Source organism: Lacibacterium aquatile (genome assembly GCF_042683105.1).
GTDB lineage: Bacteria > Pseudomonadota > Alphaproteobacteria > Elsterales > Elsteraceae > Lacibacterium > Lacibacterium aquatile.
The window spans coordinates 176,786-196,310 of record NZ_JBHUIP010000016.1; the positions used below are offsets into that span (position 1 = coordinate 176,786).

Below are 19,525 nucleotides of genomic sequence, written 5' to 3' on the forward strand. Positions count from 1 at the left end.
CCTAACTATTCTTCCTTACGGGAATAGATCTTTGGATTATAATTTCTCGCATATCTTTGGGTGAATGCCTCTTCAATATTATCAAGCCTTCTGCGAGACGGCTCTGTTAGGCGAGAGCTAATGTTGAAATAAGGATATATACCGCGAATATCGGGATGCATAAACGCAGCAACATCTACGTCAGAAGCAGATACATAACGACCGGCCCATTTCTCAATAATATGTTTAATTGCAAAGGGTTTACGGATCATAGATTTAATTTTTACTTGAGCATCAAGCCACTCATAAGCGATACGAATACAATCCCTATGCTCATGGTGGGGTGTTTCACCGCTGCGAATTGCAGTTGTTTTTGCCTGATCGATCTGGGCATCAGTTAGCCCCCCTACAAGCTGATATAACTGGCGCTGACAAGCCTGATGCCGCGCATCGGTCCAAGCTTGATTATCAATAAGCTTTGTCCTGGCAACAATGAGCTGAACATCGCCCACATCAATACTTAATTCTCCCGCAAGGCGAGCGATAAAATTAGCGTCTATTTCAGCTGAACTTGCATGATCTTTGGTATAACGGAAGGAACTTGCAGAAAGCTCATGCCAGTCTCGATACCCGCTAGCTCTCGCCAACGCTTCTTGTGCAGCGGAAAGTTTTATATCCTGCGAACAGACAACGAGATGTTTCGCAGCAGATTTCAGCCGCTGAATATCGCTATAAATGATGCGCATTGATCCAATCCCACGGTGCTATAATGAGGCGCGTCCACTAGGCCCACGAGCACCTTTGAGAAAGGTCGAACGGGGAATTGGATATTCCTGCCTAAGGCTTCGCCATTGTGGACGGCATGACCGGATCAGCCATATTTCAATAATGTATCTTATTCTTCTTTCTAACTGCAATACGATCAATGCAGCGACGAAGGGCTGCCATCGACTTTGGTTGCTGGACACCCGCGCCTGCTTGCGCCACATAAACTCCCATGAGCAGCCCCAGCACCATTTCCGTCGCCCCGATGATCGATTGGACGGACCGGCATTTCCGCACCTATATGCGGAAGATCAGCCGTCGCACGCTGCTCTATACCGAGATGATCACCACGGGCGCGATCCTGCATGGCGACCGTCAGCGCCTGCTGGGCTATGACGACACCCAGCATCCCGTGGCCCTGCAGCTGGGCGGCGCGGATCCTGCGCAGCTGGCCGAATGCGCCAAGGTTGGCGCCGACTGGGGTTATGACGAGATCAACCTGAACTGCGGCTGCCCGTCCGACCGGGTGCAGTCGGGCAAGTTCGGCGCCTGCCTGATGGCCGAACCCGATCTGGTGGCGGCCTGTGTCGAGGCGATGCGCGGCGCTGTCTCCATCCCCGTCACGGTAAAACACCGCATCGCCATCGACGAGATGGAGGAATGGCCGACGCTGGAACGCTTCGTCCGCACCGTGTCCAACGCCGGCTGCACCCGCTTCATCGTCCATGCCCGCAAAGCCTGGCTGAAGGGCCTCTCCCCGCGCGAAAATCGCGAAGTACCGCCGCTCAATTACGATCTGGTGCATCGCCTGAAGGCTGAATTCCCCCATCTGACCATCGAGATCAATGGCGGCATCAAGACTCTCGACACCGCCGCCGAACAATTGGCGCTGGGTCTGGACGGCGTCATGATCGGCCGGGCAGCTTACGAGAATCCCTGGATCTTCGCCGAGGTGGACCGCCGCTTCTATGGCGACAGCCACGCCCCGGCCGACCGGCATTCGATCATCGAGTCCTTCCTGCCCTATATCGAGGAGCGGCTTGCCGATGGCGCGCCGCTACATGCCGTCACCCGCCATATCCTGACCCTCTTCCATGGGGAAAAGGGCGGGCGTCAGTGGCGCCGTCACCTGTCGGAAAATGCCCATAAGCCGGGTGCGACCCTGCAGGTGGTTCTCGATGCCCTGGCCCTGGTTCCCAAAGCCGAGAAGCTTGCCGCGTGAGCATTGCCGTTACCGATTTCGACGCCGCCATCGATCTTGACGCCTATCTTGCCCGCATCGGCCTGTCCGGGCCGGTGCAACCGACCGAAGACTGGCTGATCCGTCTGCACAGCGCCCATGCCCAGGCGGTGCCGTTCGAGAATCTCGATATCTTTCTCGGCACCCCGATTCGGGGCGATTTGCCGGGGATTTTCGACAAGCTGGTGACCCGTGGGCGCGGCGGTTACTGCTTCGAGCAGAATGGGCTGTTTGGCGCCATGCTGGCCAAGTTCGGCTTCGAGGCAACCTCGCTGCTGGGCCGCACCACCTTCGGCAGCCCCAGCCCCCGGCCGCGCGGCCATCTGATCACCCAGGTACGCATCGGCCAACAGCTGTGGATCGCCGATGTCGGCTTTGGCGGTTATGGCCTGATCGAACCCCTGCGGTTCGAGCCGGAAGTGGCGCAGCAGGCGGGCGGCGAAACCTATCGTATCATCGCGTCCAGCACCGGCTTTGAGGTCGAGATGCGCACCGGCGATGCCTGGAAGTCGCTCTATTGGTGCGACTTCGCGCCCTGCTTCCCGGTCGATGTGGAAGTGCTCAACTTCTACCACGGGCATTCGGCGGCTTCGTTTTTCAACCAGAACCGCGTGGTCGCCCGCACCTTTGCCGACCATCGCCTGCTGCTGACGAACAACGAGCTGAAGACCGTCACCAAGAATGGCATCGGTCCCGCCGAGGTGATCGACGGGCTCGATCAGTATAAGAGGGTTCTGGCAGAGCGTTTCGGCATCCGCCTGCCGGAAGGCGTCCTCCTCACGGTCTGATCACCCGATAGGTGATATGGGTCACCGTCGACGCGGCCCGCGACGAAACCTGCTCCAACTTCAGGGGTGGCACCCCGTCGAAAATGCGTGTCCCCACCCCCAGGGTGAAGGGCGTGATATGCAGGCGCAGCTCGTCGATCAGGCCCGCCGTCAGATATTGATTGATGGTCGAAGCACCGCCTGAAATCGCCACATCCTGATCGCCCGCCACCTGCCGGGCTTGGCGGAGTGCCGACTCGATCCCATCGGTCACGAAGTGGAATGTGGTTCCGCCTTCCATCGGCAAGCTGGCGCGCGGGTGGTTCGTCAGCACAAACACCGGCGCGTGATAGGGCGGGTTCGAGCCCCACCAGCCGTTCCAATCGCTGTGCCAGCCGCCCCGAATCGGGCCGAACATATTGCGGCCCATGATGAAGGCCTTGGCCGCCGTGATCTGGGCAAGTTCGGCCTTGTTCTCGTCAGGCGCGTCGAACATCCAGGAATGCAGCATTCCCATGTCGCCATCGCCGAACGGCCGTTCTTCGCACTGGTTGAGACCGGCTGAAAACCCGTCGGCCGAAACCGCGACGTCGCAAACCACCTTGCCCATGATGCCTCCATCAAACCGATTGTTTTATGCAACTGGTTTCACGTTAAGTGAACCGATTTCATTTTGCAATCAGCTTGAGAGAGACTCATGAGTCAAATGGATCAATCGCAAGCAAATGATCTATCTGACTCATGAGTCGGGCGCGATCAGGCCCTCAAGGCACCTTCGATCGCCTGGATCACCGGATCAGACGATGGGCGGAAGACCGAGGCCCAATAACGAACGATCGCGCCGTCCTTGCCCAGCAGATATTTATGGAAGTTCCAGCGCGGGGCAGCATCCTCGCCCTTCTGCTCCACCAGCCATTTGAAGAAAGGATGGGCGGTTGCGCCGATGACGCTTTCCTTGCCCGCCATGGTGAATTCGACACCATAGTTCTTCTGGCAGAAGGCGCCGATTTCCGTAGCGCTGCCCGGCTCCTGCTGGCCGAAATCATTGGACGGCACCCCGATGATCGTCAGGCCCGCATCGGCGTATTTGGCATGAAGCGCTTGCAGATCCTCGTACTGATTGGTGAATTTGCACTGGGAGGCAGTATTCACCACCAGCACCGGCTTGCCCGTGAAAGCCGACAGATTGAGGGTTCCCCGGCCATCGAGGCGCGAGAAGCTGAAGCGATGGGCAGATGGTGCGAGGCTCATGTCCGTATCTCCTGTTGATACAAATTAGAATTATTCCAAAAATATTGTTTGGCAAGCAAAAACTTGTGCACAATCTATCTCTCGTTCACCGACGAAGTGACCTCTGCGCAAGCGAGGTGTCTTCCGCCCCGCACCCCACAGGTCTATATAGGGGGCATCCACCCCATCCCGGAGCATATCCCCGTGACCTCGACCCGCCTCAATCCCGGCGAAACCATCGTGCTGGCCACCCACAACAAGGGCAAAGTGCCGGAGATCGCCGCCCTGGTTGAACCCTTCGGCATCAAGGTCGTATCGGCGGGCGAGCTGGGCCTGCCCGAGCCGGAAGAAACCGCGCTGACCTTCACCGGCAATGCCGAACTGAAGGCGCGCGCTGCTGCCGCTGCCGCCAACCTGCCCGCGCTGGCCGACGATAGCGGTCTGGCGGTAACGGCACTGGACGGCGCACCGGGGATCTATTCCGCACGCTGGGCGGGGCCCACCAAGGATTTCGGCATGGCGATGAAGAAGGTGGAGCGCGAATTGGCAGATGCCGAGGATCGCAGCGCCGCCTTTGTGTCCGCCCTGTCGCTCGCCTGGCCCGATGGGCGCATCGTGACGGTCGAAGGCCGCTGCCCTGGCACGCTGACCTTCCCGGCCCGCGGCGCCAACGGCTTCGGCTATGACCCGATCTTCGTGCCCGAGGGCCATGACAAGACCTTCGGCGAAATGGATAAAGAGGCGAAATACGCGATCAGCCATCGCACCCTCGCCTTCAAGCAGCTGGTTGCCAAAGTCTTTGCCTGAGAATCGAAACACCGGGCATCGCCCCATCGAAGAACGGCCTTTCGCCGTCTATGTGCATTGGCCCTTCTGCCGGTCCAAATGCCCCTACTGCGACTTCAACAGCCATGTGCGGGAGCGGATCGACGAGCAGGCCTGGCAGGACGGGCTACTCGCCGCCCTCGACCATCAGGCCGCCCGTACCCAGAGCCGCACCGTCAGCAGCGTCTTCTTTGGCGGTGGCACGCCCTCTTTAATGAGTGCTCGCACCGTCGGCGCCGTGCTGGACCGGATCGGCGCGCGCTGGACCATCGACCCGAAGATCGAGGTGTCGCTGGAGGCCAACCCGACCTCCGTCGAAGCTGCGAAATTCGCCGACTACCGCGCCGCCGGGGTCAATCGCCTGTCGATGGGCGTGCAGTCCTTACGCGATCCCGACCTGAAGTTCCTGGGTCGCCCCCATGATGTGTCCGAAGCCAAGGCGGCCATCGCGCTCGCTAAACGCTCGTTCGACCGCTTCAGCTTCGACATGATCTATGCCCGCCCGCAGCAGACCGTGGCCGATTGGACGGCCGAGTTGGACGAGGCGCTGGACCTCGCCGTGCATCACCTCTCACTCTATCAGCTGACCATCGAACAGGGCACGGCGTTCCATACCGCCTATGGGCGCGGCGACTTCGCCCTGCCCGACGACGAGTTGGCAGGCGATCTCTATGAGGCGACCCAGGAGCGGTTGCAGAAGCGCGGCCTGCCCGCCTATGAAATCTCCAACCACGCCCGCCCCGGCGAGGAAAGCCGCCATAACCTCGTCTATTGGCGCTATGGCGATTACGTCGGCGTCGGCCCCGGCGCCCATGGCCGCGTGACCCTGGGCAACGGCGAGAAGCTCGCGACCCGCCAGCACAAAGCCCCTGAAACCTGGCTGACAGCCATGCAGAAGGGTGAAGACGGAATGGCGGAGGAAGTGCCGGTCACATCCGCCGAACAGCTGGACGAGATGCTGATGATGGGGCTGCGCTTGAAGGAAGGTATTCCCCGTGCCCGCTTCCGCCGCGATTTCGGGCAGGAGCCGGAAGCGCTGGTCGATGGCGATAATCTGGCGGTCCTGATCGAGGGCGGTTTCCTGACTCTCGACGAGACCCGACTTGCCGCGACCGAGGAAGGTCGCCAACGCCTGAATGCCGTGCTGGCCAAGCTGGTGGCCTGACAATGCTGCTGATCCTGACCGACCACGACCGGGCCTATTTCGCGATCCTGGGACCGGTCGAGGATAGCGCTGAGACATCAGCCATGGTCGACGAAGCCCAGGCCGAGGGCCGTGACGTCACCTGGGAAGTGGCCGCGGCGACCACCGCCTGGGAAGCTGCCGATCAGTATCTGGCCGTGCGGTCGGACTATCGCCGGGTGCTGCCCGACCTGATCCTCTCCACCCCGCTACCGCCCCATTATTGAGGCAGGCGGAAACGCCGCAGGGTCGGAACGGCCAGGGCAATGGCTCCGATAGCGGCGACACACATCAGGCCGCCCGCCGCCATCGCGCCTGCCGGTGACAGAAATCCGGCCATCAGTCCGGCGCGGAAATTCCCCAGGTCCGACCCGGCCGTCCCCACAACCTGCTCAACCGCCGCGATCCGCCCGCGATAGCCGTCCGGGATCGCAGTCTGGAGCAGCGTTCCCCTGGAGATCACGGTAATAGTGTCGGCAGCCCCAGCCAGGGCCAACAGGGCAAGCGTCGACCAGAGGTCCGAGACCAGCGCCACCCCGGCCAAGGCCAGGCCCCAACCCGCCGCCGTCAGTAACTGCAAGGCCCCGACCGACGCAATGCGGGTGAAGAATCCAGAGAAAGCCGCCATCCCGACCCCGCCCACCGCAACGGCCGAGAACAGCAGCCCTAGCGTCCGCGGATCATCCCCGAAACGCGCCGCATTGATCGCCGGAAACAACGCCATGGGCATCGCCAGCATGGTCACCGCCAGATCGGTCAGGAGCGCGCCTGTCAGCAACGGACGGCCGACAAGAAACCGCAAACCCGCGACGATGCCGCTGCGTTCCACCGCCTGTTCCGGCTGCATCCGAGGCAAGCGAAACGCGCCAAACAGGGAAACCGCGAAAGCCAACGCCTCCAGCAGATAACAGGCCTCGACTCCATAGGCGCCGATCACCAGCCCCGCCAGAGCCGGCCCCACCAGTGAACCGATCTGGGAGGCCAGTTGAACCAGCGCCAGACCCGCCGTCACCTGATCGGTCGGCAGGACTCGCGGGATGAAGGCACGGCGGGCAGGCCCACCCAAGGCAACAGCCGCAATCTGGATCCCGCTGAGCGCAAAAATGATGGCAAGAGACTGGTTCCCCGCCAACGCCTGGACAGCCAGCGCGATAGCCGCCAGCAGCGCGCCGACGGTGGTCCAGAGCACAAGATATCGCCGGTCCAATCGGTCGGCCAGACTCCCGCCCCAGAGGCCAAACAGGATCATGGCCGCCGCTTGCACGACCCCGACCGCCCCCACCCAGAAACTGCTGCCGGTCAAGCTCCAGACCTGATAGAGGACCGCCACCGCCGTGATCCGGCGCCCCAATAGCTGCGCCGCCGTCCCGATCCAGAGATACCGGAAGTCCGGGTTGGCGGCCAGGGGCCGCAGATCGATGAAACGGTTGAGGAACGACACCGGGACTACCTTTAGATTGCAATCCGGGGCGATCAAAGAAAAAGCCGTCATCCCGGGACTGGATCCCGGGATCTCCAACCTCTTTGTGCGGGTCGTCATCCCGGGACTGGATCCCGGGATGACGTGCTGATGGTTTTTACGCTCTTACGCGCTGCGCACCTGTTCCAGGAAAGCCCCGGATTCCGAGCGCAACTGGCGGGCATTGTCGTTGAGGGCGCCCAGCAGTTCATCGAAGCGGCGGGTCGTATGGGAGACTTCGTCGAAGGCATTGCGCACGGCATCCAGCGTGTCATGCACATGGACGGTAGCGTCCGATGCCCGCGACATGGAGCGCGAGATATCATCGACCGCCGTCTGCTGGCCATTCATCGCCGTCGCAACCTCGTGGGAGGAGGAGCCGATAGCGCCGATGCTGTCGCGGATCGAACCGATGATCTGCACCACCTGCTCCGCCGCCGTCTGAACCTTGGAGATATTGCCGGTGATGGTTTCGGTCGCCCGGCGGGTCTGATCCGCCAGCGCCTTCACTTCCGAGGCAACGACGGCAAACCCCTTGCCCGCTTCGCCTGCCCGCGCCGCCTCGATAGTCGCATTCAGGGCCAGCAGGTTGGTCTGGGCGGCGATATCGCCGATCAGCCCCGCCATCTCGCCGATCTGGGCCGAGGTTTCGACCAGCATCTGGGTGGCTTCCTGCGAGGTTTCGACGGTGGCGACCATACGCTGGGCCAACTCCCGCGACTCGGTGGTCTGGCCGTGAGCCCGGCGGGCCGCCATCGCCATCTGATCCGACGCCGCCGCCACCGCGATGACATTGGTCGAGGCTACCTCGGCCGCGCCGACAGCATCCACCACCTGACGGCGGGTACGCTCGGCTTCACCCGACAGGCTGCCGGCCGCATCCTGCAGAGCACCGACGGCGGTTTCCACCTGACCGATCACACCCGCGACCTTGGTCTCGAAGCTGGCCGCGACTTCCGCCATCAGCGCCGTGCGTTGGGTAGTGGCCGCTTCGGCATCCAGTAGCTTCTCGTCTTCCAAACGCTTCACCTCCAGGGCATTGGCGCGGAAGACATCCAGCGCCTTGGCCATGGTGCCGATTTCGTCCCGGCGTCCGCTTTCCGTGATCTGCACTTCAAGATCGCCACCCGACAGGCGTTGCATGGCAGCTTCCAGGCGCGCCATGGGCCGGGTCAGCGAGAGGGCGGAGCCGATGGCAAGGACAATCCCGACCAGCGTCGCCGTCAGCAACAAAGTCCAGGTCGTCCGCTGAATGGTGATCACGTCGGCAGCGATTTCGGCGCGGACATTATCCGCCTCGGCCACCGCCGCCTTCACACTGCCCTCCAGCAGGACGCGGATTTCGCGCTCCAGCCGGTCCATCGTATGGGGCGAGGGGATCGAGTTCGATGGCGTGGTCCCCAGAAGCGTCACCCCATGGGCCTTCCAGGTCGCGACCAGATCCGCCAGTTTCTGCTGGTCAGCCGGGATAGAATTGCTGCCCTGAGCATCCCGCAGACGGGCGAGTTCAGCCTCCGCCAGCTCGATCATCCCCTTGAAGCGCGGCAGTGTGTCGCTGCTGCTCTGGATGCGGACGCCTTCGGTCACCTCGTCGAGATAATCCTGCGCGCGGCGGAAATTGTCCCAGGCAGCGCGCGCGGCATCGACCCCGGCGATGGGACGGCTGGTCGCCACCTGCACCTGATCGGCCAGATCGGCCAGCTTAAACGCCGCGATGCCGCCCTGAAGGCAGCCGACAGCGATGACAAAGCCAAAGGCAATAAGCAGACGGGAGAAGATCTTCATGACCGCAGACGCCCCTAGTTCGGGAGGATCGGGAGGGTAACGACCTGCTTGGAGCCGGTCAGGGATTTGATGAAGTCGATGACATCGCGCTGCTCGTCGCCCGAAAGCTTCAGCGGCTTCATTTCGACCGCCAGCGAGGGAGAACTGCCGCCGCCATCCACGTAATGCATCATCACTTCTTCAAGCGTGGCCATGGAACCGTCATGCATGTAGGGTGCGCGCTGCGTGCTGTCGCGCAAGGTCGGGGTCTTGAAGGCATTCTGCGCCTTGATGTTTCCCGCCTCGAATTTGCCGCGGCCAATGTCGCGGGTCGTGGTGCCGATGTTATGGAACTTATTGTCGGTGAAGTTCCAACCGGAATGGCAGACGCTGCAGTTGGCTTTGCCCGTAAACAGCGTGAAACCACGTTTCGCGCTGTCGGAAATGGCGCCCTCGTCCCCGTCGATCCAGGCATCGAAGGGCGCGTAGCTCGCCACCACTGTCCGCTCGAAGGTGGCAATCGCCTGCACCATCGTGTCGACCGTCAGGCCTTGGGCCGGGAAGACGCGGTTGAACCATTGCTTGTATTCATTGATCTTGCCCAGGCGAGCCACGGCTTCGGGCAAGGGCAGATTCATCTCGACCGCGGCCTCGATAGGACCCTTGGCCTGTTCTTCTGCGCTCGCCGCCCGCCCATCCCAGAAGAAGGGATGCACCCAGGCCGTATTCAGGATCGTCGGTGCCTGACGTTCCAGCGCCGTATTCTGCGCACCGATGGCGGTTTTCACCGGCACTTCCCATCCAAAGGACGGGTTGTGGCAGGTGGCGCAATTCATATTCTGATTGCCCGACAGACGCGGCTCGAAAAACAGCGCCTTACCCAGCGCGGCCTTTTCAGGCGTGTAGGGATTGGTCGGTGGAAAGGGGATCTCGCTGGGTCGGCGGTAGCTCTCTTTGAGCGCCGCAATATCCTGAGCTTTAGTTGCCGTTATTGGAGATAGTATTACAGTCGCCAACAAGATGACGGGAAGACTATTTTTGTAACGCTTATCACTGAAGTACATAACGGTCTTCTCACGATAAAAGAGTCGTGAATTGTTAAGTATTATTATAAAATTTTATCAACCTGTCGAATCTGACAGGCATTAAATTCTAAGAGAAATAAGTAGTTTGCGTACTATTAATCTAATCTTTACGATTTTTACTCGGCAGGCTGAGATTCCTTGGGAATCTCTTCAGCGCCGCTGCCCTGCCAAAGTAGAGGCCACGATGATGGCCATGCCCACGATGCTCCAGACATCCGGCACTTCGCCGAATATCGCGAGGCCGAGGAACAGCGCGAAGACGACCTGTAGGTAGCCGATCGGGGCAAGACGGGCAGCTTCTGCCCGCTGCAGCCCCCAGAGCAACAGAGTCTGCACCCCGCTCATCAGCACCCCCGCCAGCGCCATCCAGCCGAAAGCGGCAAGGTCGGGTGTCCGCCACAGGAACGGCAGGGGCAGAGACGCAGCAATCAGGCCGATCAGCGCGCCCGCCAAAAGCAGCTGGCGTCCGTCATAGCCACGCACCAGACGCGTCAGGATCTGGTTCCCCGCAAAACAGAGCGCGCAGGCGAGCGGCAACAGGATTGTACACCCAAACAGCGCCCCACCCGGCCTTGCGATCAGCAGCATGCCGCCAAAGCCGCACAGGACGGCGATCAGCTTGGTCCGCGAAATGCGCTCCTTCAGGAACCAGACAGCGAGCAGCACCGTCACCAGCGGGGCGGTATAAAAGAGGGCCGTCGCATCGAAGAGCGGCAGGCGCTGGAGCGACAGGATCGCGAACAGACCCGACCCCAAGGGCATCAACGAACGGAAAATCACCATCCGGTCGCGCAGCAGGGGCGGGATCCGGCGCAGATCGCGGCGCCACAGAACCGACATCACCAGGAACATTACCGCAAACCGGGTCCACAGGATCATCGCGGGTTCGACACGCCCGGTCAGATGCTTGGCAATCGCATCCATGCTGGCAAAACCGGCATAGACGAACACGGTGGCCAGGACAGGCTGCCAGAGTGGGGTGGGACGGACACTCATTCGGCGCGCATCGCGGCGATGAGTGCGCGGCCGATGATCTTCGGCTGTTCGCTGCGCAGGACAATCGCGGTCGTGACGCTACCATAGCGGGCGATGGAGTCGATGATGGTTTCCAGCTGGCCCGGCATCGGCACCACCACCTTCAACAGGAAACAATCCTCACCCGTCATGCGATGGACCTCGATCACGTTGGGAATTTCGGCAAACCGCGTCAGGCAGGCGCGGATATGCTCATGCGCCGTCTTGACCCGTATCATGGCTGTCATGCCAAGACCAAGGGCAGCCGTATCGATGCGCGCACCATAGCCTGCGATGATGCCGCGCTCCTCCAGCCGCTTCACCCGCTCCGAGACGGCAGGCTGGGACAGACCGATGCGGCGGCCGATCTCCGACAGCGGCTGGCGGGCGTCCTCTTGCAGGGCCTCCAGGATTTTAAGATCGAGCGGATCGACCTCCGTCTTATCGCGCGCAGACATCATCTTCCTTTAAATCATCAGTATTCCGAGCAGTTTTCCGATGACCCTCCATGTACCGCCCATCAGGCGCGCCCGATAATAGGCAGCGTTACCTTAATAATATCGGAAGATCCACAAATGACCATTCTGCTGCTACCAGGGATAAACAACTCCGGTCCCGATCATTGGCAAAGCCTCTGGGAAGAGGTCGAATCGGATATGAAGCGCTTTCAACCCGCAGATTGGGACAGACCGCGGCTAGAGGATTGGCTCGCCACTCTTGAGCGGACCGTGGCCGATACGCCCGGCCCCTGCCTCCTTGTCGCCCACAGCCTTGCCTGCCTGCTGGTGGCTCATTGGGCCGAACGCACGCAGCGAAAGGTCAAGGGTGCCCTGCTGGTCGCCGTCCCCGACCCCAGCGGCCCGGCTTTTCCGGTAGAGGCCCGCACCTTCGGCCCCCTGCCGACCGGCCGACTGCCCTGGCCCAGCCTGATCGTCGCCAGCAGCAACGATCCCTACGGCAGCCTTCCCCATGCCAGGCATTGCGCCGAAACATGGGGAGCCGGGCTGGTCGAGATCGGTCCTTACGGCCATATCAACGGTGCCCATGGGTTAGGCAGATGGGAAGAAGGCCGCCGGTTGTTGACGGCCTTTGCAACGGGTATCGGCGCCTAGTTCACTACCGCCTCGAAGGAGCCGGGGGCCCCTTCGATCATCTTGCCACCGCCGCGCTGCACTTCAAAGACGGCAAGGCCACGCTGCGAGATGCCGCTGGGCAGGAAGCGGAAGATGCCGTCCACACCGGCAAAGCCGCTGGGATTGGTCAGTTGGTCGGGCGTGAAGTTCGGGCCATTCGTCATGCGGGCGATGACCGCCAGCAGGGCGACGCCATCATACCCGATGGTCGCGACGCGCGGCGGCACCCGGCCATAGGTATCGCGGAACTTGGCCTCAAAGGCGGCGCGCCCGGCGGGGTCGGGTGCCGCGAACCAGGCACCGGCAAGGCCGGGCTCGCTGCCAAGCGACGGATCATCCCAGGTCGGGGTGCCGATGACCTTCACCAGGGCCGGATCGATGTTGTGGTAGGGCATCCAGGGCGCCAACTGCTTGAGCTTCGGCCCGCTTTCCGACAGGACCAGCGCACGATAACCGGGGCCGGTCTTTTCCTTGGCGGCGCCGCCGGATGCACGGCGGGCGACACTGCTGAAGTCGTTGGTTCCCGCCGAATAGGTTTCAACCTTGGCGAGATGCCCACCCGAAGCCGGGATGAATTCCTGCACCATGGCGCCGACGCGCACGCCCAGGGCGTCGTCCGACACCAGGGCCGCGAAATCGGTATAACCACGATTGCGGGCGAAAGCGATGGTCCGCTCCAGCGCCTGCAACGGCGACAGCCCCAGGACATAGACCCCCGGACCCGCGACCATCCGGTCGTTGGAGAAAGTGATGACCGGGATATTAGCAGGCATGGCGACGGTCGCCACTTCCGGCACCTGGGCGGCAAACAGCGGGCCGAGGATCGCCTGCGCGCCCTGGCGGATCGCCTCCTGGGCAGCGGCAGCAGCGCCCGCCTTCTCGGTATCGATCGGCAGCAACACAAAACCTTCGGTGCCGATGTCGAATACAGCCAGTTCACCCGCATTCTGCAACGCTTGGCCCACGGCCGCATTCCGGCCCGATAGCGGCGCCAGCAGCGCGATTTTGATGCCGCCACCGATCACGACCGGCGGCGGGAGAACCGGCGCGGGACCGGCATCGGGCAGAGGCGTGGCAGGATCCAGCGGCTGCGGTTCGATGGCCCCCTGAGGCGCGGCGGTGATCTGCTCCTTCTCCCCCGGGCGCGTTACCCAGGTATCTGACTGGGCAGTAGCCGGGTTCCCTTGCGAGGCGGCAGGTCCCTCGGATACTTTCGGTTGAGCGCAAGCCGCAAGGGTGGCAGCGAGAAGAAGCGGCAATAGGCGGCGAAACATCATGGTCAAAGCAATCTCCGGCGCGCGGGCGGGCATTCCCGACCGTAGAGGAAATCGCGATCAAAAGGGATCGCAATTTCCTCTCACCCTAACGAGTCTGGAGGAAACAGCGGCCGGTCTCGACCAATTGGACGCCGTTTCCTCCGGTGTAAATGCCGCACGGATAGCTACTGCCGCAACGACATCTGACAGTAAAGACGCCGAGGGCGATGCAGGGTTGCAACGTTCCGGCCCACTAAGCCCCGCGCTATACCTCGTCGCAACCCCCATCGGCAACGCGCGCGATATTACGCTGCGGGCATTAGATATCCTGAAACGTGCCGATATTTTGGCGTGCGAAGATACCCGCGTCACCGGCAAGCTGCTGTCAATGCACGGCATCTCGCGCCCGCTGACCCGTTATGACGATCATGTCGGGCCGAAAGTGCGCCCGAAACTGTTGGCAGCCCTGGCTGCAGGGCAATCGGTTGCCCTGGTGTCCGATGCCGGAACGCCACTCGTGTCCGATCCCGGTTATCGCCTGGCCAAGGAGGCTGGCGACGCCGGTTACGTCGTGACAACTGCCCCCGGTGCCTCCGCTGCCCTGGTCGCCCTGCAGCTATCGGGGTTGCCCGCCGACCGCTTTCTGTTCGCCGGATTCCTCGACAGCAAAACCGTTGCCCGCAAGAAGGCGCTGGAGGAGCTGAAGGCCGTTCCGGCCACTCTGATCTTCTTCGAAGGCCCCTCGCGGGTCGCCGACAGCCTTGCCGATATGGCCGCTGTCCTGGGCAATCGCCCCGCCGCCGTCACGCGTGAGCTGACAAAGCTGCATGAGGAAGTGCGTCGGGGCAACCTGCTGGACCTCGCCGACCATTATACGCTGGCGGGTGCTCCACGCGGAGAAGTCGTGATCGTCGTCGGCGGACCACTGGCAGCCGAGCCTGTGGGCGAGGATCAGTTGGACGATCTTCTGCGCGCCGCCCTTGCCAGCCAGAGCGTGCGCGATGCTGCCGCCAGCGTCACCGCGGCAACCGGCCTGCCGAAGAAGCAGGTCTATGCCCGCGCCCTTGCCTTAAGTGCAGATGAGTGAAGCCCGCCGCCGCCGGGGTGCAGCAGCCTTTGCCCGTGGACGCAGAGGCGAAATGCTCGCCGTCGGCTGGTTGCGGCTTCTGGGATGGCGGATCCTGCATCGGAACCTCAAGACCCCTTTTGGCGAGATCGATCTCCTGGCCCGACGCGGCTCAATCTTGGCGGTTATCGAGGTGAAGATCCGCGATGACCTTGACCGTGCTGCCGAGGCTATCCAGTTCGAACAGCAGGCGCGTCTGCTGCGGGCAGGTGCCTGGATCCAGGGCAAGAAGCCACGCCTTAAAGATCTGGATCTGCGATTCGATGCCCTGCTGATCCGTCCCTGGCGGCTACCATTGCACGTTCAAGGTGCCTGGATGGAACGATAGCGCTGGATAGTACTTCTTTTCAGGAAAGCGTGCGATATCATCTCTATCTGCGAGACCACTCGTCGGTGAAGCCGATAGGCTGTCCTAAATTTAATCCCCGCAACCGATGATCGGTAAGGTCAGCGGCCCTATACTTGTAGAACCTTTTGCCCATGAGGTCGTTAGAATGATCGGCCCCCGTCTCGTCCTGTTCGGTTCCTTATCCCTTCTTCTCGCAGGTTGTGTGCCGTCGAACGGCTATAATAATTCGCCCAGCTATGGCGGCGGCTCTTATTATTCCTCCTACGACGATGACGACGATTACTATTATCGCGACCGGCCGCGTCGTTACCGCGACCGCGATAGGGATAGGGATAGAGACAGGGATAGGGACGACAAGCCAGATCCCAAACCGACCCCAAAACCGACGCCACCGAAGCCGGCTCCAAAACCGGATCCCAAGCCGTCGAAGCCACCGCCGCCCAAAAACAATCACACACCCCATCATAATGATGAGCGCTAGGCGGCACCCGGCATGATTTTGAGGCGGGCCGCGCTTGAAAGGGCTACCGGAAGGATACAAAGCCCGAACAGCAGGCCCGCTGCCGCGACGGTGGCCTCAATGCCGATCAGGCTGCCCAGCGCCCCGCCTAGAATCGCCCCCAGCGGCCGCATTCCAGCGGTGGCAAACCGGATGGTCGCATTCACCCGCCCCAGCAGGCTCGATGGTGTAACCGCCTGACGCAAGCTTGTCTGGGTCACCGTCCAAACCGAAGGTCCTATGCCAAGCAGGAACAGGGCGGCCCCAGCCATCGGCAGCGCCGTTCCCGGTCCGGCCAGCAGGAGAACGGGCAAGGCTGCGGCGCTCGTTACAGGTCCAACCAGCAGCGATATGCCGATGCCCAGGCGCCCCACCAGCGGGCGGGCAATCAACGCCCCCATCCCCATGCCGACCCCTTGCAAGGAGAGCGCGATTCCAATCTCGCCAGCGCTCAAGCCAAGGGAACTACCCGCATGCAGCACAAACACGGTGTTGAAAACGAACCAGGCGACGTTCCACAGCAGCGCGCAGAGGGTCAGCGCCCGCAGCACCGGATGGCGCACGACAAACGCCATGCCTTCCGCCACTTCCCGTAAAGCCCCGCTGTGGGGAGCGACGGGACGGCTCCTTTCCGGCAAACCGGCATAAAGCCCGGCGGCGCCCAGATAGAACAGCATCGACACCGCCAGCGGCGCCAGTGCGCCAAAAGCCTGGAGCAGACTGGCGGCAAGGGCAGGCCCACCCGCCGTGCCCGCTGACCGGCTAAGCTCCAACCCGCTGTTCGCGCCGACATAACCATCGGCCGATACCAGTTCGGGCAGGATCGACTGGGCGGCCACATCGAAGAACAGGGTCGCCGACGCGACGGTCAAGGCTGTCAGATAGAGGGCGGGCAGGCTCAGGGCATCGAAAAACATCGCCAGCATCAATCCCGCCATCGCCGCCGCGCGCACCAGATCGGCCAGGATCAGCACCCGGCGCCGCGACACCCGGTCGACCAGCACCCCGGCAGGCAGAGCCAGCAGCAGAAAGGGCAGGGAGATCGCAAACCCGAGGATCCCCATCTGTCCCGGACTCGCCGACAGATGCAGCCCGGCAATCAGCGGCAGCAGGGCAAGACAGGTTGTGTCCCCCAGCAGCGATGCCGTCTGTCCCCACCAGAATTGTAAGAATCTCTGCCGCTGCGCCATAACCGCCCGCTCCTGTTTATTGGAGGCGGCAGTGTGGTTTCACTTCTACGGCGGCGACACCCGATCCTTGCCGGAAGAAACGAGGAAACGCAGGAGGGCGGCGATATACATCTGGAGCTGTTCCGGCAAACCCGCCGCAAAGACCAGATGATCGCGAACCCCAGCGATATGGATCGCGCGATATTTATCCCTATTACTGCCGGGATTGCTGAGTTCCACCGTGATCTCGTCGATATCCTGCCAGGAGAATGTCTGACGAAATCCGATCCGCCCAACCCCGGTGAAGATCCATCCGCGATCCCCATCGGCCCCGATTCTGGTCCGGACCAGCAGAAAAGCAGCAAAGGCGAAACCCAGCATCACACCCCAGAATGTTGAATCATACAGATCCAGACGTTCATGGTTTGCACCTGCCAACACAATCACCGCCAGAACGATAATCCCTCCGGCCAGAGGAAAAGGTGTTGGGGCGATACCGAAGCGAGCGTTCAATTCGATTTCGAAACCTGTCTCACTTTTTAGGAGCTTGATTCCCTTGGGTGGCGGCCCCGGATCGGGTTCCCGAAGCCGTCGCGTGATTCGCCCTGGACGGGGAAAATAATGATTGCATGACCGGCAGGTAAGAACGGGAGCAAAGGCCGTCACCGCGTCCTCCAAAAAAGGCGCGCGGCACTGCGGGCAGGAGAAGCCACGGATTGTGGCCAGATCAGCCTCCATATCCGCACCACCCACAGAAATGGCTAATAGCCTGAATGACAAAACGTCGGCGCTCCGATGAGAGCTGGTCGGCAAAAACCATCTGTCGCCCCGACCCTTGAAGAACAGCCACGGGAATCTGTGCGGGGCGTGAGGCTTCAAAATCCTCGACCTGCTTGACCCCTTCCACGATGCCGCTGAAGTCAGTCCAGGAGAAGCGCTCGGTATATTTGCCCAATCCGGTCCCGTGGGTGACCCAGCCCTGACTACCGCGTTTACCGATAGCGAAGGCGCTGAAATAGGAGGTTGCTGCAACACCAAGCAATATCAGGCCGATGAGCAGAAGAAGGATTGCAACCGCCACGCCCATGCGCCCCTCGATGCGCATACCGGCCATCAGGCCTGCGATGAGCCAAGCAATCGCAAAACCGGCGATAAGGACAGTAGCGGCAGAGCGTGTGGTTGACCGGATCTCGAAGCCATCCGGAAAGCGAGCAACCGTAACCCCTTCGGGCGGGGGAGCCAGATAGGGGACGCCGAAATCCGTGGTGGTCATCGACGCCCCTAAAGTGGTTGTAGCTGCCTCTTAGTATGCACGTTCCTTATAGAGGCAGTCGATATCTCCCTGCCAGACGCCGTGATAGGCCTCCAGCAGTTCGTCCGACAGGGTGCGGCCGGAACCGGCGATGGCGAACAGCGTGTCGAGGAAGATCGACTCGTCTTCGCCAATCGCATTCAGACGACGACGGGCGCGCAGGCCTTCGCGGGCAATCGCCAGCATCTGGGTCGCCACATCCTTGACGGTGCCGCCCTTGAACGGCGTCGCAAGCGCCATGCGGGGCGTGTCGCGACGCAGCTGGTCGTGATCCTCAATGCTCCAGTTCTTGACGAGATCCCAGGCGGCATCCAGCGCGACATCGTCATAGAGCAACCCGACCCACAGTGCGGGCAGGGCGCAGAGGCGACGCCAGGGGCCGCCATCGGCACCGCGCATCTCCAGGAACTTCTTCAGGCGCACTTCGGGGAAGGCGGTCGACAGATGATCGACAAAATCGCCGATGCCCGGCAGTTGACCCGGATAGGCGGGCAGCTTGCCCGCCAGGAAATCCATGAAGGACTGGCCACTGGCATCGATGTATTTGCCGTCGCGATAGACGAAATACATCGGCACCTTGGTGATGTAGTCGACGTAACGCTCGAAGCCGAAGCCATCCTCGAACACAAACGGCAGCATGCCGCAGCGGTCGGGATCGGTGTCGGTCCAGATGTGGCTGCGGAAGGACTGGAATCCGTTCGGGCGGCCTTCGGTGAAGGGGGAGGCGGCGAAAAGCGCGGTCGCAATCGGCTGCAGGGCCAGCGAGACGCGGAATTTCTTCACCATGTCAGCTTCGGAGGCATAGTCGAGATTGACCTGCACCGTCGAGGTGCGGGTCATCATGTCGAGGCCGAGCGAGCCGACCTTGGGCATATATTCCCGCATGATCTTGTAGCGGCCCTTGGGCATCCAGGGGATGTCCTCGCGCTTCCATTTAGGATTGAAGCCGACGCCCAGCATCCCGGCATCCATCGTGTCGCAGATCGCCTTCACCTCTTCCAGGTGATCGCCGACTTCCTTGCAGGTCTGATGGATCGTCTCCAGCGGGGCGCCCGACAGTTCGAACTGCCCGCCCGGCTCCAGGCTGACCGAGGCATTGTCCTTCAGCAGAGCAATCGGGTTGCCGCCTTCGAGCACCGGGGTCCAGCCGTATTTCGAGGACAGGCCTTCAAGCAGCGCCCGGATACCGCGCGACCCTTCATAGGTCAGCGGGCGGAAATCGTCGCGCTGGAAGGCGAACTTCTCGTGTTCCGTGCCGATCCGCCATTGCTCGCGCGGTTTCGATCCGCTGGCGAGGTAGTCGATCATCTGGCTCTTGTCGGTGATGATGGCGCCCGACGCGGTGGGAGTTCCGGCCATGGTCTGTCCTT

The 19,525-nt window shown here is 61.8% G+C and carries 21 protein-coding genes; 8 read left to right on the forward strand and 13 right to left on the reverse strand.

Annotated features, from left to right (window positions below):
• Nucleotides 1-5: 5 nt before the first annotated feature.
• Complete coding sequence (locus ACFSM5_RS20295) at nt 6-725, reverse strand: hypothetical protein (protein WP_379878428.1); 720 nt, start codon at nt 723-725, stop codon at nt 6-8.
• A gap of 251 nt (nt 726-976) precedes the next feature.
• On the opposite strand from ACFSM5_RS20295, the gene dusA reads away from it, so the two are divergent.
• Both dusA and ACFSM5_RS20305 read left to right on the forward strand, forming a co-directional pair.
• Nucleotides 977-1,966 carry a tRNA dihydrouridine(20/20a) synthase DusA gene (gene dusA / locus ACFSM5_RS20300; RefSeq protein WP_379878429.1) on the forward strand — a complete coding sequence of 330 codons (990 nt, stop codon included), beginning with the start codon at nt 977-979 and terminating at the stop codon, nt 1,964-1,966.
• On the forward strand, nt 1,963-2,772 hold the full coding sequence (locus ACFSM5_RS20305; protein WP_379878430.1) for an arylamine N-acetyltransferase family protein: 810 nt from the start codon (nt 1,963-1,965) through the stop codon (nt 2,770-2,772). The genes dusA and ACFSM5_RS20305 overlap by 4 nt, the downstream gene beginning before the upstream one ends.
• Here ACFSM5_RS20305 and ACFSM5_RS20310 read toward each other — a convergent pair.
• The gene (locus ACFSM5_RS20310; RefSeq protein WP_379878431.1) at nt 2,762-3,361 is read right to left on the reverse strand and encodes a dihydrofolate reductase family protein; all 600 of its coding nucleotides are present in this window, start codon (nt 3,359-3,361) and stop codon (nt 2,762-2,764) included. The two genes, ACFSM5_RS20305 and ACFSM5_RS20310, sit on opposite strands and share 11 nt — an antisense overlap.
• A 146-nt stretch (nt 3,362-3,507) precedes the next feature.
• Complete coding sequence (locus tag ACFSM5_RS20315; RefSeq protein ID WP_379878432.1) at nt 3,508-4,002, reverse strand: glutathione peroxidase; 495 nt, start codon at nt 4,000-4,002, stop codon at nt 3,508-3,510.
• Between the two features lie 183 nt (nt 4,003-4,185).
• On the opposite strand from ACFSM5_RS20315, the gene rdgB reads away from it, so the two are divergent.
• Genes rdgB through ACFSM5_RS20330 form a run of 3 tightly spaced genes read left to right on the forward strand, consistent with a single transcriptional unit; the run spans nt 4,186 to nt 6,216 of the window.
• Entirely contained in the window at nt 4,186-4,788 is a 603-nt protein-coding gene (gene rdgB / locus ACFSM5_RS20320) for an RdgB/HAM1 family non-canonical purine NTP pyrophosphatase (RefSeq protein WP_417498535.1), read from the forward strand.
• The gene (hemW, locus tag ACFSM5_RS20325) at nt 4,781-5,971 is read left to right on the forward strand and encodes a radical SAM family heme chaperone HemW (protein WP_379878433.1); all 1,191 of its coding nucleotides are present in this window, start codon (nt 4,781-4,783) and stop codon (nt 5,969-5,971) included. The genes rdgB and hemW overlap by 8 nt, the downstream gene beginning before the upstream one ends.
• Before the next feature lie 2 nt (nt 5,972-5,973).
• On the forward strand, nt 5,974-6,216 hold the full coding sequence (locus tag ACFSM5_RS20330; protein ID WP_379878434.1) for a hypothetical protein: 243 nt from the start codon (nt 5,974-5,976) through the stop codon (nt 6,214-6,216).
• Here ACFSM5_RS20330 and ACFSM5_RS20335 read toward each other — a convergent pair.
• The 5 genes from ACFSM5_RS20335 to ACFSM5_RS20355 form a co-directional block, all read right to left on the reverse strand.
• Nucleotides 6,210-7,430 (reverse strand): MFS transporter, encoded by a 1,221-nt coding sequence (locus ACFSM5_RS20335; protein WP_379878435.1) that lies wholly within the window; start codon nt 7,428-7,430, stop codon nt 6,210-6,212. The genes ACFSM5_RS20330 and ACFSM5_RS20335 overlap by 7 nt on opposite strands.
• A 144-nt stretch (nt 7,431-7,574) precedes the next feature.
• On the reverse strand, nt 7,575-9,233 hold the full coding sequence (locus ACFSM5_RS20340) for a methyl-accepting chemotaxis protein (protein ID WP_379878436.1): 1,659 nt from the start codon (nt 9,231-9,233) through the stop codon (nt 7,575-7,577).
• Nucleotides 9,234-9,247: 14 nt separating this feature from the next.
• Complete coding sequence (locus ACFSM5_RS20345) at nt 9,248-10,276, reverse strand: cytochrome-c peroxidase (RefSeq protein WP_379878437.1); 1,029 nt, start codon at nt 10,274-10,276, stop codon at nt 9,248-9,250.
• 171 nt (nt 10,277-10,447) lie between these two features.
• Complete coding sequence (locus ACFSM5_RS20350) at nt 10,448-11,293, reverse strand: DMT family transporter (protein ID WP_379878438.1); 846 nt, start codon at nt 11,291-11,293, stop codon at nt 10,448-10,450.
• A complete protein-coding gene (locus ACFSM5_RS20355) occupies nt 11,290-11,769 on the reverse strand; it encodes an Lrp/AsnC family transcriptional regulator (RefSeq protein ID WP_379878439.1) in 480 nt (159 codons plus the stop codon). The genes ACFSM5_RS20350 and ACFSM5_RS20355 overlap by 4 nt, the downstream gene beginning before the upstream one ends.
• Before the next feature lie 117 nt (nt 11,770-11,886).
• On the opposite strand from ACFSM5_RS20355, the gene ACFSM5_RS20360 reads away from it, so the two are divergent.
• Nucleotides 11,887-12,423: an RBBP9/YdeN family alpha/beta hydrolase gene (locus ACFSM5_RS20360; protein WP_379878440.1), complete on the forward strand. Its 537-nt coding sequence runs from the start codon at nt 11,887-11,889 to the stop codon at nt 12,421-12,423.
• On the opposite strand, the gene ACFSM5_RS20365 is transcribed toward ACFSM5_RS20360, so the two are convergent.
• Nucleotides 12,420-13,721: a penicillin-binding protein activator gene (locus ACFSM5_RS20365; RefSeq protein ID WP_379878441.1), complete on the reverse strand. Its 1,302-nt coding sequence runs from the start codon at nt 13,719-13,721 to the stop codon at nt 12,420-12,422. The two genes, ACFSM5_RS20360 and ACFSM5_RS20365, sit on opposite strands and share 4 nt — an antisense overlap.
• Before the next feature lie 214 nt (nt 13,722-13,935).
• Here ACFSM5_RS20365 and rsmI point away from each other — a divergent pair, with 214 nt between their 5' ends.
• Together rsmI and ACFSM5_RS20375 are read left to right on the forward strand one after the other, a co-directional pair.
• Nucleotides 13,936-14,787, forward strand: a complete 852-nt coding sequence (gene rsmI, locus ACFSM5_RS20370; protein WP_379878442.1) for a 16S rRNA (cytidine(1402)-2'-O)-methyltransferase — start codon at nt 13,936-13,938, stop codon at nt 14,785-14,787.
• A complete protein-coding gene (locus ACFSM5_RS20375; RefSeq protein WP_379878443.1) occupies nt 14,780-15,154 on the forward strand; it encodes a YraN family protein in 375 nt (124 codons plus the stop codon). The genes rsmI and ACFSM5_RS20375 overlap by 8 nt, the downstream gene beginning before the upstream one ends.
• A gap of 498 nt (nt 15,155-15,652) precedes the next feature.
• Here the strand turns inward: ACFSM5_RS20375 and ACFSM5_RS20380 are convergent, their stop codons facing one another.
• The 4 genes from ACFSM5_RS20380 to ACFSM5_RS20395 are packed head-to-tail and all read right to left on the reverse strand — an operon-like array spanning nt 15,653 to nt 19,514.
• Entirely contained in the window at nt 15,653-16,864 is a 1,212-nt protein-coding gene (locus tag ACFSM5_RS20380; RefSeq protein ID WP_379878444.1) for an MFS transporter, read from the reverse strand.
• 45 nt (nt 16,865-16,909) lie between these two features.
• Nucleotides 16,910-17,581, reverse strand: coding sequence for a hypothetical protein (locus ACFSM5_RS20385; RefSeq protein ID WP_379878445.1), 672 nt, complete (start codon nt 17,579-17,581; stop codon nt 16,910-16,912).
• Nucleotides 17,571-18,116: a hypothetical protein gene (locus tag ACFSM5_RS20390; protein ID WP_379878446.1), complete on the reverse strand. Its 546-nt coding sequence runs from the start codon at nt 18,114-18,116 to the stop codon at nt 17,571-17,573. The genes ACFSM5_RS20385 and ACFSM5_RS20390 overlap by 11 nt, the downstream gene beginning before the upstream one ends.
• A gap of 30 nt (nt 18,117-18,146) precedes the next feature.
• Nucleotides 18,147-19,514, reverse strand: a complete 1,368-nt coding sequence (locus ACFSM5_RS20395; RefSeq protein WP_379878447.1) for a glutamate--cysteine ligase — start codon at nt 19,512-19,514, stop codon at nt 18,147-18,149.
• Between the last annotated feature and the right edge of the window lie 11 nt (nt 19,515-19,525).

Excerpts from the sequence above, each read along its gene's own strand:
- ACFSM5_RS20295 (WP_379878428.1), bottom strand. The coding sequence starts at position 725 with ATGCGCATCATTTATAGCGATATTCAGCGGCTGAAATCTGCTGCGAAA.
- dusA (WP_379878429.1), top strand. The coding sequence starts at position 977 with ATGAGCAGCCCCAGCACCATTTCCGTCGCCCCGATGATCGATTGGACG.
- ACFSM5_RS20310 (WP_379878431.1), bottom strand. The coding sequence starts at position 3,361 with ATGGGCAAGGTGGTTTGCGACGTCGCGGTTTCGGCCGACGGGTTTTCA.
- ACFSM5_RS20315 (WP_379878432.1), bottom strand. The coding sequence starts at position 4,002 with ATGAGCCTCGCACCATCTGCCCATCGCTTCAGCTTCTCGCGCCTCGAT.
- ACFSM5_RS20330 (WP_379878434.1), top strand. The coding sequence starts at position 5,974 with ATGCTGCTGATCCTGACCGACCACGACCGGGCCTATTTCGCGATCCTG.
- ACFSM5_RS20340 (WP_379878436.1), bottom strand. The coding sequence starts at position 9,233 with ATGAAGATCTTCTCCCGTCTGCTTATTGCCTTTGGCTTTGTCATCGCT.
- ACFSM5_RS20345 (WP_379878437.1), bottom strand. The coding sequence starts at position 10,276 with ATGTACTTCAGTGATAAGCGTTACAAAAATAGTCTTCCCGTCATCTTG.
- ACFSM5_RS20350 (WP_379878438.1), bottom strand. The coding sequence starts at position 11,293 with ATGAGTGTCCGTCCCACCCCACTCTGGCAGCCTGTCCTGGCCACCGTG.
- ACFSM5_RS20355 (WP_379878439.1), bottom strand. The coding sequence starts at position 11,769 with ATGTCTGCGCGCGATAAGACGGAGGTCGATCCGCTCGATCTTAAAATC.
- ACFSM5_RS20360 (WP_379878440.1), top strand. The coding sequence starts at position 11,887 with ATGACCATTCTGCTGCTACCAGGGATAAACAACTCCGGTCCCGATCAT.
- ACFSM5_RS20365 (WP_379878441.1), bottom strand. The coding sequence starts at position 13,721 with ATGATGTTTCGCCGCCTATTGCCGCTTCTTCTCGCTGCCACCCTTGCG.
- ACFSM5_RS20375 (WP_379878443.1), top strand. The coding sequence starts at position 14,780 with ATGAGTGAAGCCCGCCGCCGCCGGGGTGCAGCAGCCTTTGCCCGTGGA.
- ACFSM5_RS20380 (WP_379878444.1), bottom strand. The coding sequence starts at position 16,864 with ATGGCGCAGCGGCAGAGATTCTTACAATTCTGGTGGGGACAGACGGCA.
- ACFSM5_RS20385 (WP_379878445.1), bottom strand. The coding sequence starts at position 17,581 with ATGGAGGCTGATCTGGCCACAATCCGTGGCTTCTCCTGCCCGCAGTGC.
- ACFSM5_RS20390 (WP_379878446.1), bottom strand. The coding sequence starts at position 18,116 with ATGACCACCACGGATTTCGGCGTCCCCTATCTGGCTCCCCCGCCCGAA.
- ACFSM5_RS20395 (WP_379878447.1), bottom strand. The coding sequence starts at position 19,514 with ATGGCCGGAACTCCCACCGCGTCGGGCGCCATCATCACCGACAAGAGC.